This window comes from Patescibacteria group bacterium, assembly GCA_028710985.1.
GTDB lineage: Bacteria > Patescibacteriota > Patescibacteriia > JAHJFT01 > JAHJFT01 > JAQTTB01.
In genome coordinates this window covers 728,614-744,538 of record JAQTTB010000001.1, presented here as the reverse complement: position 1 = coordinate 744,538, position 15,925 = coordinate 728,614, and the positions used below count along the sequence as shown (strand labels likewise).

19 protein-coding genes are annotated in these 15,925 nt (G+C 47.1%); 18 read left to right on the top strand and 1 reads right to left on the bottom strand.

All coding sequences use genetic code 11. The features are described from left to right. The 16 genes from PHW53_03685 to PHW53_03610 form a co-directional block, all read left to right on the top strand. Positions 1-565 (top strand): hypothetical protein (locus tag PHW53_03685; GenBank protein ID MDD4995536.1); only part of this gene is annotated, 565 nt, incomplete at its 5' end. A 13-nt stretch (positions 566-578) separates the two neighbouring features. Next, positions 579-3,284 (top strand): preprotein translocase subunit SecA, encoded by a 2,706-nt coding sequence (gene secA, locus PHW53_03680; GenBank protein MDD4995535.1) that lies wholly within the window; start codon positions 579-581, stop codon positions 3,282-3,284. A 1-nt stretch (position 3,285) separates the two neighbouring features. Then, positions 3,286-3,492: a DUF1653 domain-containing protein gene (locus PHW53_03675; GenBank protein ID MDD4995534.1), complete on the top strand. Its 207-nt coding sequence runs from the start codon at positions 3,286-3,288 to the stop codon at positions 3,490-3,492. Positions 3,493-3,511: 19 nt separating this feature from the next. Continuing rightward, the gene (locus PHW53_03670; protein MDD4995533.1) at positions 3,512-3,847 is read left to right on the top strand and encodes an ASCH domain-containing protein; all 336 of its coding nucleotides are present in this window, start codon (positions 3,512-3,514) and stop codon (positions 3,845-3,847) included. A gap of 14 nt (positions 3,848-3,861) precedes the next feature. Further along, complete coding sequence (locus tag PHW53_03665; protein MDD4995532.1) at positions 3,862-4,284, top strand: NUDIX domain-containing protein; 423 nt, start codon at positions 3,862-3,864, stop codon at positions 4,282-4,284. Positions 4,285-4,326: 42 nt separating this feature from the next. Further along, a complete protein-coding gene (locus PHW53_03660) occupies positions 4,327-4,629 on the top strand; it encodes a nucleoside triphosphate pyrophosphohydrolase (GenBank protein MDD4995531.1) in 303 nt (100 codons plus the stop codon). Between the two features lie 8 nt (positions 4,630-4,637). After that, positions 4,638-5,057: a hypothetical protein gene (locus PHW53_03655; GenBank protein MDD4995530.1), complete on the top strand. Its 420-nt coding sequence runs from the start codon at positions 4,638-4,640 to the stop codon at positions 5,055-5,057. A 3-nt stretch (positions 5,058-5,060) separates the two neighbouring features. Beyond that, entirely contained in the window at positions 5,061-5,540 is a 480-nt protein-coding gene (locus PHW53_03650; protein ID MDD4995529.1) for a nucleoside deaminase, read from the top strand. A gap of 13 nt (positions 5,541-5,553) precedes the next feature. Further along, positions 5,554-5,970 carry a hypothetical protein gene (locus tag PHW53_03645; protein ID MDD4995528.1) on the top strand — a complete coding sequence of 139 codons (417 nt, stop codon included), beginning with the start codon at positions 5,554-5,556 and terminating at the stop codon, positions 5,968-5,970. Positions 5,971-6,175: 205 nt separating this feature from the next. After that, the gene (locus PHW53_03640) at positions 6,176-6,763 is read left to right on the top strand and encodes a sigma-70 family RNA polymerase sigma factor (protein MDD4995527.1); all 588 of its coding nucleotides are present in this window, start codon (positions 6,176-6,178) and stop codon (positions 6,761-6,763) included. 2 nt (positions 6,764-6,765) lie between these two features. Beyond that, positions 6,766-7,503 carry a hypothetical protein gene (locus PHW53_03635; protein ID MDD4995526.1) on the top strand — a complete coding sequence of 246 codons (738 nt, stop codon included), beginning with the start codon at positions 6,766-6,768 and terminating at the stop codon, positions 7,501-7,503. Positions 7,504-7,540: 37 nt separating this feature from the next. Next, positions 7,541-9,604 carry an HlyD family efflux transporter periplasmic adaptor subunit gene (locus PHW53_03630; protein MDD4995525.1) on the top strand — a complete coding sequence of 688 codons (2,064 nt, stop codon included), beginning with the start codon at positions 7,541-7,543 and terminating at the stop codon, positions 9,602-9,604. A gap of 1 nt (position 9,605) precedes the next feature. Continuing rightward, a complete protein-coding gene (locus PHW53_03625) occupies positions 9,606-10,274 on the top strand; it encodes an ABC transporter ATP-binding protein (GenBank protein ID MDD4995524.1) in 669 nt (222 codons plus the stop codon). A 12-nt stretch (positions 10,275-10,286) separates the two neighbouring features. Then, on the top strand, positions 10,287-11,513 hold the full coding sequence (locus tag PHW53_03620; protein ID MDD4995523.1) for an ABC transporter permease: 1,227 nt from the start codon (positions 10,287-10,289) through the stop codon (positions 11,511-11,513). A 33-nt stretch (positions 11,514-11,546) separates the two neighbouring features. Then, on the top strand, positions 11,547-11,987 hold the full coding sequence (locus tag PHW53_03615; protein MDD4995522.1) for a hypothetical protein: 441 nt from the start codon (positions 11,547-11,549) through the stop codon (positions 11,985-11,987). A 40-nt stretch (positions 11,988-12,027) separates the two neighbouring features. After that, positions 12,028-12,192 (top strand): hypothetical protein, encoded by a 165-nt coding sequence (locus PHW53_03610; protein ID MDD4995521.1) that lies wholly within the window; start codon positions 12,028-12,030, stop codon positions 12,190-12,192. A gap of 40 nt (positions 12,193-12,232) precedes the next feature. On the opposite strand, the gene PHW53_03605 is transcribed toward PHW53_03610, so the two are convergent. Further along, complete coding sequence (locus PHW53_03605) at positions 12,233-12,808, bottom strand: hypothetical protein (protein MDD4995520.1); 576 nt, start codon at positions 12,806-12,808, stop codon at positions 12,233-12,235. 90 nt (positions 12,809-12,898) lie between these two features. On the opposite strand from PHW53_03605, the gene secD reads away from it, so the two are divergent. Further along, positions 12,899-14,941 carry a protein translocase subunit SecD gene (gene secD / locus PHW53_03600; GenBank protein ID MDD4995519.1) on the top strand — a complete coding sequence of 681 codons (2,043 nt, stop codon included), beginning with the start codon at positions 12,899-12,901 and terminating at the stop codon, positions 14,939-14,941. A gap of 1 nt (position 14,942) precedes the next feature. Further along, entirely contained in the window at positions 14,943-15,833 is an 891-nt protein-coding gene (gene secF / locus PHW53_03595) for a protein translocase subunit SecF (protein MDD4995518.1), read from the top strand. Positions 15,834-15,925: the final 92 nt, after the last annotated feature.

The following is a 15,925-nucleotide window of genomic DNA, read 5'->3' as shown; positions in this document are numbered from 1 at the left end:
ACTGCCGGAAACCGTGGGCGACACCATTTGGCTTGGTGGTCTTATATCCGCTGAAGGCCTCAAACTGCCGGAAACCGTGAGTGGTAGCCTTGATCTTCGTGGTCTTATATCCGCTGAAGGCCTCAAACTGCCGGAAACCGTGAATGGTAGCCTTGACCTTAGTGGTCTTAAATCCGCTGAAGGCCTCAAACTGCCGGAAACCGTGAGTGGTGGTCTTGCCCTTCGTGGTCTTAAATCCGCTGAAGGCCTCAAACTGCCGGAAACCGTGAATGGTTATCTTGCCCTTGATGGTCTTAAATCCGCTGAAGGCCTCAAACTGCCGGAAACCGTGGGCGGCACCATTTGGCTTGGTGGTCTTAAATCCGCTGAAGGCCTCAAACTGCCGGAAACCGTGAGTGGAGATCTTCACCTTGACGGCCTCCGATCCGCCGAAGGCCTCAAACTGCCGGAAACTGTGGGCGGCAACATTTGGCTTGAACGTATAGAATTTGCCGAAGAAACGAAATTAAAAACAAGATATCCTAAATTAAAAAAAATTTTTTATTATATGTATCGGTTAGGATAAATTATCAAACCGCATGTCCATAATCACTAAAATTTTTGGCGATCCGAATCAGCGCGTCATTAATAAGATGATGCCGGGGGTACAGGAAATCAACGCGCTTGAACAGGGGATTAAGAAATTGAGCGACAGTGAAATCAAGTCGCGCAGTTTGGAATTGCGCGGACGCGCCCAGAAGGCCGAAGATTTGGATATTCTTCTGCCCGAGGCTTTCGCTCTCGCGCGCGAGGCGGCCCGCCGCACGCTCGGCCAGCGCCATTTTGACGTTCAGCTCCTGGGCGGCATTGTTTTGCACCGCGGCCAGATCGCGGAAATGAGAACCGGCGAAGGCAAGACCTTGACCGCGACCTGTCCGATTTATCTGAACGCGCTCACCGGACACGGTGTGCATGTCGTGACGGTCAATGATTATCTTGCCAAGCGCGACGCGGTCTGGATGGGACAAATTTATAATTTTCTCGGCCTCACGGTGGCGAGCATCCAGCATGAAAGCGCGTTTATCTACGATCCGAGCTTTAAGGGCGCGGACCAGGCGGATAAAGAACGCGACGCGCTCGGAAGTTTCAAGGTGGCGGCGGATTATCTGCGGCCGGTTTCCCGGCGCGAGGCTTACGCGGCGGATATTGTCTACGGCACCAACAATGAATTCGGTTTTGATTATCTCCGCGACAATATGGTTCCGCGCGCCGAAGAAGCGGTCCAGCGCGAGCTGAATTTCGCCATCGTTGACGAGGTTGACAGTATTTTGATTGATGAAGCCCGCACGCCGCTTATTATTTCCGCGCCGGCCGAAGAATCGGGCATGCTTTACGCGCAGTTCGCCAAAATCGTTGTTAAGCTGCGCGAGAATGAGGATTACAACATTGACGAGAAAATGCGCGCCGTGACTCTCACCGAAGAAGGCATCAAGAAAGTTGAAACCGATCTGGGAATGGATAATATTTATACCGAGGGCGGCATCAGCATGGTGCATCATGTTGAACAGGCGTTGCGCGCGCACGCCCTGTTCAAACGCGACCGCGACTACGTGGTAAAGGAAGGCGAGATTATCATTGTTGATGAATTTACCGGACGGCTGATGTTCGGACGGCGCTACAGCGAGGGTTTGCATCAGGCCATTGAGGCCAAGGAAGGCGTCGAGGTCCAGCGCGAATCCATGACTCTCGCAACCGTGACATTTCAGAATTATTTCCGTTTGTATAAAAAATTGTCGGGCATGACCGGCACGGCCGTAACCGAAGCCGAGGAATTTGCCAAGATTTATAATCTTGAGGTTACGCTGGTTCCGACGAACAAGCCCATGCTGAGGAATGACATGTCTGACCGGATTTATAAAAACGAAATCGCGAAATTCACCGCCGTGATCAAAGAAATAAAAGAACGCCACCATGCCGGACAGCCGGTGCTCGTGGGCACGATTTCCATTGAAAAAAACGAACTTCTGGGCGAGATGCTGTCGCGCGAGGGCATACCATTCAATTTATTAAATGCCAAGAACCATGAAAAAGAAGCCGAGATTATCGCTCAGGCCGGACGGCCGGGCGCGGTAACCATCGCGACCAATATGGCCGGACGCGGCGTTGATATTATCCTTGGCGGCAACCCGGCGGCTCCGGAGGACGCGGAACGCGTAAAAGCCGCCGGCGGTCTCCTGGTGCTCGGCACCGAGCGGCATGAATCCCGTCGCATTGACAACCAGCTCCGCGGACGCAGCGGGCGCCAGGGCGATCCGGGCGCATCGCAGTTTTACGTATCCATGGAAGACGATTTGATGCGCATTTTTGCCGGCGACCGGATGAAATCGCTCATGGAGACATTGCGGGTGCCGGATGACGTGCCCATTGAAAACCGCATGGTTTCCAAATCAATTGAATCGGCACAGCGCCGCGTTGAGGGCAACAATTTTGACATCCGCAAACATCTCCTGGAGTATGACGATGTTTTGAATAAGCATCGCGAGGTGATTTACCGCAAGCGCCGCGAGATTCTTCAGTTGGATTTGGAGATGCGGCAGGGAAGTGCGCCGGCCGACGCTCTTAAAACCAAAATGTTTGAATACATTGAAAGCGAAATTGAGCAGGTCGTGTTATTCCACACGGCCGGTGAAGACATGCGCGACTGGAATATTGAAGAAATTTATGAGGTTTGTTCAACTATTTTTCCGGTGCCCGCGGATTTGCGGCGCAAGCTCGAAGATTTTGAGCTCGAAGTCCACGGAAAAGCCGATCTGCCGGCGGCACGCGAGAAAATCATCGCATATATTATGGATTTGGCGCGCGCCGAATTTGAAAAAACTGCCGGGAAAATTAATAATCCGGAAACCGTGCGCAATGTCATCAAGGGTGTGATTATCCGGTCAATGGACTCGCTCTGGGTTGAACATCTTGAAGCCGTGGATCATTTGCGCGCCGGAATCGGCCTACGCGGCTACGGCCAGCGCGATCCGCTGGTTGAATACAAGCATGAGACATTTAAAATGTTCAATGAACTTCTGACCATGATTCAGAAGCAGATTGTTTATACGATTTTTAAGGTGAGCGAATCAATGCAGCTCGCGCCGTCAATCATGCAAAGAGCCGGCGCCCGCTTGGTTGGTCCGTCTAAATCTTCAGCCGCCGGTTCACCGGCCGCTCTCCGCGCTTCAGCCGAAGAAAAAGTCGGGCGAAACGATCCGTGCCCCTGCGGGTCAGGGAAGAAATATAAAAAGTGCCACGGCAAATAATATGCTTAAATTAGGAAAATACAGGCACTACAAAGGGAAGGAATATGAAGTGATCGGTGTTGCTAAACACAGCGAAACACTCGAAGAATTAGTTGTGTATCGAGCATTTTATGGAGAAGGACAGATTTGGGTACGACCGTTGAAAATGTTTTTGGAAGAGGTCGAAGTAGATGGTAAGAAAATTCCACGGTTTAGTCCCGTGGAGTAGTATTACGGCAGATGAATCTATGAAGACACTCAAATTCAGACATCATCTAGCGGAGGAGATTATCGCGGGCAGAAAAACTGTCACGTGGCGTTTATTTGACGATAAGGATTTGAAAGTTGGTGACAAGGTAGAATTACTGTATTGGGAAACGAAAGAAAAGTTTGCCGATGCGGAAATTATAGAAGTTTGTGAGAAAAGATTGAAAGAAATCGAGGAAAAGGATTTTGAGGGGCATGAAAGATTTGCCAGCAAAGAAAAAATGCTGGAAACATATAGAAAGTACTATGGAAACAAAGTTAATTGGGATACTGTTGTGAAAATAATTAAGTTCAAACTCCTGCGGAAGCGGGAATAAATTCAAAAAGTGCCATGGGAAGCGGAATCAAGCATTTTTTAGCAATAACCTATTGGTTCGTAGTTAGACCGAAGACATTGGGCGTGAAGTGCGTGATTTCGAATGGAGGTGAAATATTAATGATTAAAAACAGCTATGGCGGTTGGAAAAAATGGATGTTCCCCGGAGGTGGAGTAGGCAGGAATGAAACGCCCGAACAAGCTGTCAAGCGAGAGGTTTTGGAAGAGGTTGGAATAGTGGTTCAAGAATTATATAAAATTGGAATATACAGATCAAATAAAGAATTTAAGAGAGATACAGTAATTGTTTTTGCGGGGAAAAGTAAAAGTAAAGAGGTGAATATCGATTTGAATGAAATAGCCAAAGTTGGGTGGTTTAAAGTCAACGATCTCCCCGAAATTTCCGAGTATTCTAAATTAATTATTTCTATGCTGTAGGACGAGGAAGTAGAAGAAGTACCTTTGAGATATATATAAAATATGAAATACGACAAACTTGTTCGGGATAAAATACCCGAATATATCAAAAGTAAAGGCGGTGTGCCAGTCATCCATGTCGCGGATGATAAAGAGTATTGGCTGAAGCTGAAAGAAAAATTGCTGGAGGAGATCAAAGAATTTTCCGAGAACGAGGTTATTGAAGAAATGGCAGACATCCAGGAAGTGATTGATGCGATGTGCGAATATAAAAATTTTAGCAAAGAAGGTGTTGAAGCAGTAAGAAAGAAAAAGGTTGAGGAGCGAGGCGCATTCAAGAATAAGATTATTTTGGAAGAGTCATAGATAAAAATATGAAAAAGAGTAAAAATATACAAATCGTTCTCGAGATTTTGCGGGATGAAATTGGGGGTGATGTCGCTTCGGCGATGAAGAAACTCGCAAAGAATTACTTGATGACCTGGATGTATAAGAATAAAAAAGGAGTACTGTTTCCGCATACTCGTAAAAATATCAAAAGCGAACTGGAGGATGTTTATCCTATTCGTGGGAGGAAGTATGATATTAAAAATATCGCCGAAGGAAAAAATGTGGTTATGATTGAAATGGTTGAAAGTTATCCGGATCCAAAAACGAGGAAAGTATACCGAACGCCGCTGGTAATCGTTCTTGAGATGAGAAATGGAAAAATAAGCAAGGGCCGGCATTACTGCGATCCGGCCTTGTCTTTTCTGCATCTTTCTAAAAGACGAACAAATGATGCATATAAATAAGATATGATCAGGCCAATTAAAAAATTCATGCAATTGGCGATAAATGAAGCTGAAAAGGCGCGCCAAAGAGGCGACTATGGCGTCGGTGCGGTTTTGGTAAAAGGAAATAAAATTTTGGCAATCTGCAGTAATCGCAGCAAGCGAGACGAAAGTCCGATTGCGCATGCGGAAACTCTGGCAATCATGAAAGCCAGCAAGATTCTGAAAAGCCGTCATCTTGAAGACTGCATTCTGTACGCGACCCATGAACCGTGCCCGATGTGCGCCAGCGTAATCGTTTGGGCAAGATTGAAGGGGGTTGTCTATGGGGCGAGATATCAGGATATGAAAGACTACCGCAAGAAGCACGCAAATCATAGTTATTTATGGCGCACCATACATATTCCTTGCCGCGAAATTTTCAGAAAATCGACCGAAAAGATTGAGTGGGTACAGGACTTTATGCGAGAAGAGTGCATAAAATTATTCCATAATGGCGAATAATTTCAGTTAATTTATGAAAATCAGCCAATACGTAAAAGAATACACCGACGGCGGAAAAATTACTTTCAGGAACATACTTTCTGAAATCAAGGAACTCGCCATTGAGATGGTGAAATTCAGTCGTGCCGGCATGGCTGAAGAATATGAGGATGTTTTTCACTTTCTGCAGCTGTGGTTATATTGCCGGTTCGGGATTGATGGCGAGATCTGGCAAATCACAAAACATTCAGTTGATAAATTCATGAAACGTAAACTGGTGTGGAACAGAATTTACACGTTTGTCGGCTTGGAGGAGAATATTTCCGGATTTGTCGGCAACTACAAAAAGATTGAGAAGGTTGTTATTCATCTGCAAAAATTCGGAATTGATAGAATAGAAGCGGAACGTGCCTACGGGCAAATCGTTCTGGAGAAACATAAATTAATTTAAAAAATCCAGCCAAGGTCGGCTGGAAGCGGGACTGAGTCTCTGAGCCAAGCGGCTCTTGTAGGCGCCCCATCGGCGCCTCGTTGTTCGCCCCCGAGGCAACTCGGGAACTACACTCAGGTCGATAATTAAAATATAGAATAATTCACGAATTTGGTCAAGAAGACAAAATGAAGAATAATTTATTTACTGCGTATTAGTATAATGTGTGAACATAAATCCTGGCGACATTGAAAAAAAGACGGATCAGGAGCTGGTGGAATTAACCCTGGGGGACCAGGATTATTTTTTATATATCGTTCAACGATATAAACTGAAGATATTCTCCTACATAAAGCGTATTACTAATATATGCGACGAAGATGCCGAGGACGTTCTGCAGGAAGTATTTCTAAAGACCTATCTGAATTTAAACGGCTATGACCCGGATCTCAAGTTTTCGTCCTGGCTTTATTCAATCGCGCGCCATGAGGTTATCAGCCGGCATCGAAAAACCTTGGCCCGGCCCGAAGGTTATTCCATGCCGTTAGATGACGAGCTTATCAACCGATTGATTTCCGGCTTGGACATGCAAAAAAGCGCCGATCGGCAGCTCCTGAAGGATAAAGTAAGCATTGTGCTCGGCGGCCTGAAAGAGAAATTTCGCGATATATTGGTCCTCAAATTCATTGAGGATAAAAGTTATCAGGAGATATCTGACATTATTAAAAAACCGGTTGGAACAGTCGGCTCAATGCTGGATAAAGCCAAAAAAGAATTTCGCGATGCTTTGCGTAAAATGAATATTAATTTATAAATATGATGAATAATAATTTTGATCAAGAGGTTCTGGGTGCAATCAAAGACAGTAAGCTGACGCCCAAGCCGCGATGGCAATTCATACTCAAGGATTATGCGCTTTGGGTGAGCGCGATTGCTTGTCTTTTGATTGGCGGCGTTTTTGTGAGCTTAGTTATATTTATGTCCAGATTTAGCGGCTGGGAAATTTATCGCCGTATTGATTACGGCGTCATGAAATTTATTCTGGCCGGCATTCCGCTTTTTTGGATTCTGCTGTTGATTATTTTTACCTTGGCGGTCTATTTCAATTTCAGACATACGAAAAAGGGGTATCGATTATCAATGCCGACAGTATTGTTCGGCGTACTTTTTTTGAGTGTAATGATTGGAATATTTTTTAATTTCATGGGATTTAGCCCAAAGATTGATAACTTTCTTGGCAGGAAAGCGCCGTTTTATGATCGCGTCATGAATCCGCATCTTCGCGTTTGGTCAAGTCCGGATGAAGGCCGGCTTTCCGGATTAATTACTTCCATTGAACCGGACCGGATGACAATAATGGATTTAAAGCGTGATATGTGGATGGTTATTACACATGATATTGAAGATCATTCGCGCGTTAAAACCGGCATGCCGGCGCTATTCCTTGGCAAGGAATTGCCGGACCATGTATTCAACGCCTCGGCAATCATGCCGATGGAGCCGGGGCAGGGATTTTTTCGACGTCTTGAACCGAGATTGCCGCCCATGCCCTAAGATGAAGACCGGGGATTAATTAAGCGTATTATTGACTATGGACGAACAAATTATCACCAAAAAGAAAAAAAATCCGTTTAGATTTTTTTTCAGGCATAAAATATTTTGCATCATAATCACGGCCGGCCTAGTCGGCGGTGTTTATTATTATTTTTCCTCTCAAGACGCCGGGGCCGGTTTGACGAACTATGCATTGGCGGCCGTAGAAAAATCATCCGTGATCTCCATCGTATCGGGCAGTGGACAGGTTTATTCCGTAAGCCAAGTCGATGTTTTGCCAAAGGCATCCGCGGTAATTACGGCGCTTAATGTCAAGGCCGGACAAGCGGTTAAAGCCGGCGATATTTTGGCCGAGCTCGATCCGGCTGACTTGGAAGGCAGCGTTGATACGGCCATGGATTCATTAAAGATCGCGCAGGCCAATCTTGGCGCCAAGCTTGCCGGACCGACTGCGGACGAGATGATTTCTTACAATAATTCATTGGAATCCGCCAGGATTGCTTATCAGAATTCCCTGGATACGCTTGAAGATACCAAGGCCGCCATGGATGGAAATACAAAGCGCGCGGAAATTCAATATGAAAATTCAAAATTGAGTTATGAAAGCGCGCAACGCGCGTATAATGAATCGCTCGCGAATCAGGATGTTGAAGATAATCAAAGCAAGCAAAATCTGGATAATGCATATATTAACGCGCGCACTGCGCTTGCCGGCACATTATCGCAGATGCGTTCCGCGATTATGCTCGCGGACGGCATCCTTGGGTTTAACGATTATTCAAGCAGCGACCGTCCTTATGCTTATCTTTTGGGCGCGCTTGATTCCCAGACTCTGACTGATGCGAATAATTCTTATAACGCGGCAAAGAGCCAGTTTGATGATTTTCAAAATAGTTATGAAACAACCGATTGGGATGATCATACGGCAATAGAAAATTTATTGAATCAGGCTCCTGATGCGTTGCGGGCAATGCACCAGCTTTCGCATGATGTTTATATGGTGTTGATCAATACGGTTTCCGCAACAAGTCTTACACAGAACACGCTCGATAGCTACCGGTCATCGGCTTCATCGTATGAATCAGCAATGCTTTCGGCAATGGCGAGTATGCAAACCGCCACACAAAATATAACCAATGCCAATTTGGATTACACGGCGTTTTTGATTAGCGGCGGGAACAATCAGGTTGATGCTGAATCCGCTTTACAGTCGGCCGAAAACAATTTTACATCCGCCCAGAGCACTTACGAGCAAAGTTTGCTTGATATTAAGGAGTCTCTTGATTCCGCCGAATCGGATGTTGTCTCTAAGAAAATGTCTTTAGAGAACGCCCAGGCGCAATATAATGCGAATATCGCGCCGCCGCGCGAGGTTGACGTTGCGCCAACGCGCATTCAGGTTGAGCAGGCGCAGAAAACATACGACAAGGCCGTTGGAGCGCTGGATTATGCCCATGTGCGCGCGCCATTTGACGGAATCGTTGCCACCGTATCTCAGGCCGTGGGGGATTCCGCTTCACCCTCGGCGCCATTGCTAACGATTATCAGCCCGGCTCAGACCGCGGTTGTTTCATTGAATGAAGTTGACGCCGCCAGGGTTCATGTCGCGCAAAAAGTCACGCTGACCTTCAGCGCGATTGACGAACTGACAATCACCGGCGTGGTGGAGGAAATAGACAGCATCGGAACCGTGAGCCAGGGCGTGGTCAGTTATTCAGTTAAAATTACTTTTGACATGCAGGATGAGCGCATCAAGTCGCAGATGAGCGTTTCTGCCGATATCGTGTCGGACGCGCGCATGGACGTGCTTGTGGTGCCGAATGCCGCGGTTAAATCGGACCAATCCGGCCAGAATTATGTAGAAGTGATCGATACCGGAGCGGCGAGCTCGTCCGCCGGCGTGATCGCAACCAAGAATTTGCCGCAGCAAAAAGCAATAACCGTGGGACTGGTCGACGATACCAATACCGAGATAACAAGCGGCTTGAGCCAGGGCGAATTTATCGTTGTTTCAACCATGTCGGATAATTCCGCGTCCGCAGGAGCAAGAAGCGCAAGCGGCATGTCGGCATTCGGCGGAGCCGAAGCAATGATCAGATAGTATGATTGAATGTCAGAATCTTAATAAAATTTATTCCACCGGAAATATTGAGACGCAAGTTTTAAAAGATATTAATTTTAAAATTAATAAAGGCGAATTTGTTGCGATTATGGGTCCGTCGGGATCGGGAAAATCTACCATCATGAATATTATCGGCGCCCTGGATGTCGCGACAAGCGGAAAATATATTCTGGACGGACAGGATGTGGCCGAGCTCTCGGACGATGAACTCGCGGATATCAGAAAAAATAAAATCGGTTTTGTTTTTCAGTCATTTAATTTATTGCCACGCGCGACCGTGATCAGGAACGTGATGCTCCCGCTGATTTATTCCGACAAAGTGTTTCCCGAGGATCGCGAAGAAGAAGCGAAGAAGGCTTTGATCGCGGCCGGACTGGATAAAGAATTTTGGACGCATCTTTCCAACCAGCTATCCGGAGGCCAGATGCAGAGAGTGGCGATTGCCCGCGCGCTTGTTAATAATCCGCCAATTATTTTGGCCGATGAGCCGACCGGAAATTTGGATACGCGCACCGGAGAAATAGTTTTAAATACTTTTAAGGATTTAAATCAGCGGCTTGGCCATACGGTTGTATTAATTACTCATGAGAATGAGGTTGCAAGCATTGCCGATCGGGTAATACGAATTCGCGACGGCATGATTATTTAAATTTTTTGTTGAATGAGATTTGCTGATTTATACAATGAGACCGTCTTGGCGGTAAAATCAAACAAGGCAAGGTCAGCCCTGACTATTTTGGGCATTGTTATCGGCATCGGATCGGTGATTGCCATGATTTCCGTCGGCCAGGGCTCACAAAAATCAATTGAATCAAGTATTCAATCAATCGGATCCAATTTGATAATGATCATGCCGGGTTCGCAGCGCACAATGGGCGCCGGTCCGAGTTCCGGACGCGGCAGCGCGCAGACATTGACTCTCGGCGATGCCGAAGCCATCAAATCAAGCGTTTCTGGCATTAATAACGTCGCGGCCGACTCATCCAGAAGGTACCAGGTTGCGGCCAAATCCAGCAATACCAATACGCAGATAATCGGTACCGACGCATCGTATTCCGAGGTTCGCAACGTCGCTGTTGAGACTGGAAGTTTTATTTCCGAACAGAATACAAAAAATTTATCAAAAGTTGCGGTATTGGGGCCAAGCACGAGAGATGATCTTTTTGGGGAGAACGCCACGAACGCGATCGGACAAACCATAAAGATTAATAATATTGATTTTAAGGTGATCGGAGTCACTAAATCTCGCGGCGGAACCGGCTTTAGCAATCAGGATGACATGATATACGTGCCGCTTACTACGGCTCAGCGATATTTATTTGGAGATACATATATTTCTACCATCAGTATCCAGACCGAGAACGCCGATTATATTGATCAGGTTCAATCGCAGATTAGTTCGTTACTGCTTTCACGCCATAAAATCGCCGACGCGTCGCAGGCGGATTTCCAAATTATGAATCAGGCCGATATTGTTTCCACCGCCTCTTCGGTTACCGGAACATTCACGACGCTTCTTGCGGCAATTGCCGGTATTTCGCTGATTGTCGGCGGAATCGGAATCATGAATATGATGCTTACGACCGTAACCGAAAGAACGCGCGAGATCGGTTTACGAAAAGCCATCGGCGCAAGAAAGAATGACATCAGCCGGCAGTTTCTTGCCGAAGCTTTAATGCTCACTTTTCTTGGCGGGGTGATTGGGATACTGGTCGGATGGATTGCCGCTTTGGCGATTTCCAGTTTCGCGCAAATTACGACAAGCGTAAGCGGTTCATCGGTTGCGCTGGCATTCGGAGTTTCGGCGGCAATCGGAATTATTTTTGGTTATTATCCGGCAACTCGCGCCGCAAAATTAAATCCGATCGAAGCCTTGCGCTACGAGTAATATAAATTAATTTATTAATTAATATTTGAGTGTATGAAAAAATATATTATCGTAATACTTTCGATTCTGATTATCCTGGCGGGTGCCGGCGGATTTTTCGGCGGTATGAAATACGCGCAATCCAAGCGCGGACAGTTCGGCATGGGCGGAGACAACGCCCGATTCGCGCAAGCCCGCCAGAACGGCGGAAATTTAAATCGCGCCAATATGGTGAACGGCGAAATAATCAAGGCCGATGAAACAAGCATTACCGTAAAGATGGCCGACGGCGGATCGAAAATTATTTATATTTCAGAAACTACGGAAGTTGCCAAAACCGTTGACGGCGTCAAATCCGATTTGGAGGTCGGTAAGAATGTCATGATAAACGGTACGACAAATAACGACGGCAGTGTTGCCGCACAGTCCGTGCAGATCAGGACCGAGGCCATTCCGTTCGGCGGACCGGACGCCGATCTGCCGGTGCAGGACTAGCTTTGACAAATCCCGGCTTTTGGGAATAAGATGGTTGTATATGTTAGCCGCATTAATCATCTCAATCGCATTATTCGCCATCGCCGGGATTTTCATCTGGTTTTTTTCTCTAATCAGCGAGGAGGGGATCGGCAAGTGGTTTTTGGGCGGCGGGGTAACCTGCTGCATCGCCGGTTTGATTGTTTTATATATCGCGTTGTGGTAAAAAAATGACTCACGCGAGGTGCGTGAGTACAAGAGCGGCGCTAACCGTGGCGCGCGCAGTGTCGGAGATAGCCAGTTTGATCTTGACCGAACGTAATGATGCAACCACTACGTGCGGAAACAAGATTATTCTGGCATTTTGTTTTGAGCCAAGAATCAATCCTGTCGAGTTCCATCGCCGGCTGGCCGACGAACGGATGAGCGCTGACGCAGGAGTAGTAGAAGATGATGTATTCCTCCAGTGTCAGTAGGTTCGCTTTATCATCTTCGCGTATCTGCGCTTCGCGACGCATCTTATCCTTGCTCCAGCCGATGTCGGCCCAGAACCAGTAGCCGTTTTCCGTGTTCTCCCAGGCCGCTTCGCGGAAGATGTCCATACTGAAGTCGGTCCAGGACTTGGTGCCCGAGAACGCGTCCATCATGTCCGGGAAGCCGGCAATTGAGCTGGGCGGCCGGTAAAATAGCGACTGATTCACATTCAGACGCATCTGGATGTATAAGTCGGGTAGGAGCTCGTCGGCGGGGGTCAGGATATAGGGTACTTCAATACGGAAGCCATTTATACGGTAGAACTCCGAAAAGAACATTGCCGCGGTTTCGGCCATGGGTCTCGGCATGTTTTTCCTCCTTTTCCCAAAGGTTTATCTAACCACTTTTACGGTATCTTGTCAAAAATACATGCTTGATTTATAATGAGCCCAACAATTATGCCAACAAGCAGGCAGCCGACAAAACGGATTTATACTAAAATTACGGTACTTGTACTCGTAATTTTGTTTATTTTAGCCGGGTTTTTAGATTATCCGCCGGTTTGGAGTAAAATCGCTGACAGCATTAATAATGTGGTGGCCGTAAACATGCCCCATTTCTTCAATATCCCTTTTCGGCTGGGATTGGATTTAGTTGGCGGTACGCACCTTGTTTATATCGCTGACATGGCCAAGATCGAAGAGGATTCGCGCGATGATGCGCTTCAGGGCGTGCGCGATGTGATTGAACGGCGCGTCAACGCGTTTGGCGTTGCCGAACCGGTTGTTCAGACGTCCAAGGTAGGGGATTCATACCGAGTGGTGGTTGAGCTCGCCGGCATCAGCGACATTAACGAAGCCATTAAGATGCTTGGCGAGACTCCGATTCTTGAATTCAAGGAAGCCAACACCGAACCCCCGCGCGAGCTTACGGCCGAGGAATCGAAGGCCTTGAACGATTATAATGCCGATGCGCAAAAACGGGCGAATGAAATTCTGAAAAAAGTTTTGGAAAATCCAAACGATTTGGCGTCTTTGGCACGACAATATTCAGAACACCAGGCCTCCAAGGCAAAAGACGGAAATCTAGATTTCATCGGTCCAGTGGGCGAATATCAACAGCTCTATGAAGCCATACTAAGATTCGATGCCGGTACGTTGATTGATACGATTATTAACACGGATCAATATCTTTATATTGCCAGAGTGGACGAGAAGAGAACCGGTGAATCGCAGGTTCAGGCAAGCCATCTTTTGATTTGTTATTCCGGCGCACCTTATTGTGAAAGCTCGCTCACTAAGGAAGAGGCATTCGCCAAAATTCAGGAACTCAAGGCCAAGGCAACGGTCGGCAATTTTGATATTTTAACGCGTGAGAATTCCACTGAACCCGGGGCGTCCGAGAGCGCCGGGGACCTTGGGTGGTTTAGCCGCGGAGAAATGGTTGAGGATTTTGAGAATGTGGTTTTCAACATGCCGGTGAACACAATCTCCGACGTCGTTGAGACAGATTTTGGTTATCATCTTATATATAAGAAGTCTGAACGCGCGGTTGATGAAATCCGGCCCACGGTCATTGCTATTGAAAAAAAGTCGGCAACCGATTTTGTTCCCGCGGCTGATGAGTGGAAAAATACCGGACTTTCAGGCAAGCATCTGGTGCGCTCGCAGGTTCAATTTGATCAAAATACCAATGAACCCATGGTCGCCCTGGAATTCAATGACGAGGGAAAAGACCTTTTTAAAGATATTACCGAACGCAATGTCGGTAAAGAAGTCGCGATTTTCTTGGATGGCGAACCGATTAGCATACCGGTGGTCAACGAGGCAATTCGCGACGGACGCGCCGTAATTCAGGGCGGATTTAGCGTAGATGAGGCGAAATTATTGGCCCAGCGCCTCAATGCCGGCGCTTTGCCGGTGCCAATTGAACTGGTTTCCGAGCAGACGGTCGGTCCGGCGCTCGGTTCAGAATCATTGCAGAAGAGCCTGTTCGCTGGATTAATCGGATTTTTGCTGGTCGCGCTGTTTATGATTATTTATTATCGCCTGCCGGGTTTTATTTCCGTGCTTTCGCTCGCTTTTTATGCCGTTATATTGCTTGCGCTTTTTAAACTTGTTCCGGTTACACTGTCGTTGTCCGGTTTAGCCGGCTTCATTCTGTCCCTCGGCATGGCGGTTGATGCAAATGTTCTGATTTTTGAACGGCTTAAGGAAGAAATCAAGAGCGGCCGGACGCTTGGTTCATGCGTCGATGAAGCGTTTAAACGCGCCTGGACATCAATCCGTGACGGCAATCTGACGACACTCATCGCCTGCGCTTTGCTCTTCTGGTTCAGCTCGAGCGTAATTAAGGGTTTCGCCTTAACACTAGGAATCGGCGTTATTGTCAGCATGTTTTCCGCAATTACCGTTACGCGCTTAATTTTGAAATTAGTCATTGCCTGGGGTCCGGTGCGCAATAATTGGCGGCTCCTGGGCGCTAAACCCGACAAGGAGTGATATGTGGGTCGTGAAACATAAAAGAATTTTTTACCTCGTCTCGTCGGTTATTGTAATTGCAAGCATTGTCTCATTTGCCCTGTGGCAGCTGAACTGGGGGATTGATTTCACGGGCGGCAGTCTGGCGGAATTTCGATTCAATGATAACAACCGGCCAACGGCTGACCAGGTGCGCCAGGATATCGGCGAATTCAATCTCGGCAATATGACCATCCAGTCCGCCGGAGACCAGGACCTGCTGATGCGTTTCCAGTTCCTGAGCGCGGAGCAGAAAGAATCCGTCGCAAACACACTGACCGATAAATATGGAAATGTTGAGTCTTTGCGTTTCGACAGCATTGGTCCGATTATCGGCGAGGAATTGCGGGTTAAAACTCTCTATGCGATTGTCGGCGTGTTGTTCGCAATCGTGTTATACGTCGCATATACGTTTCGCAAGGTTTCACGACCGATTTCTTCGTGGAAATACGGCCTTCTGACAATCATCTCGGGTTTTCATGATGTAATCATTCCAATCGGTGTATTTGCGATTCTTGGAAAATTCTTTGACGTGGAAGTCAACGCGCCATTTGTTGCCGCAATTCTTACCATCCTGGGTTATTCCATTAATGATACCATCGTGGTATTTGACCGTGTCCGCGAAAATTTAATCAGAAATGACTGGGATTTTGACGAGCTCGTCGGCCGGAGCATCAATCAGACCTTCGCCCGCTCAATCAATACTACCCTGACAACCCTGCTTGCCCTGATCTCGATTTACTTCTTCGGCGGCGCGACGATCAAGGACTTTACCGGTGTGCTGATTATCGGCATTGCCACCGGCGCCTATTCGTCAATATTCATCGCCAGCCCGCTTCTGGTTACGTGGGAAAAATTGCGCAATAAAGCCTAAAATTTGATTTTACAACGAATACAACCTCCTTACCGGAGGTTTTTGTGTTGATAAATACACAGTTTGCCCAAAATATGCTATAATTAATATAA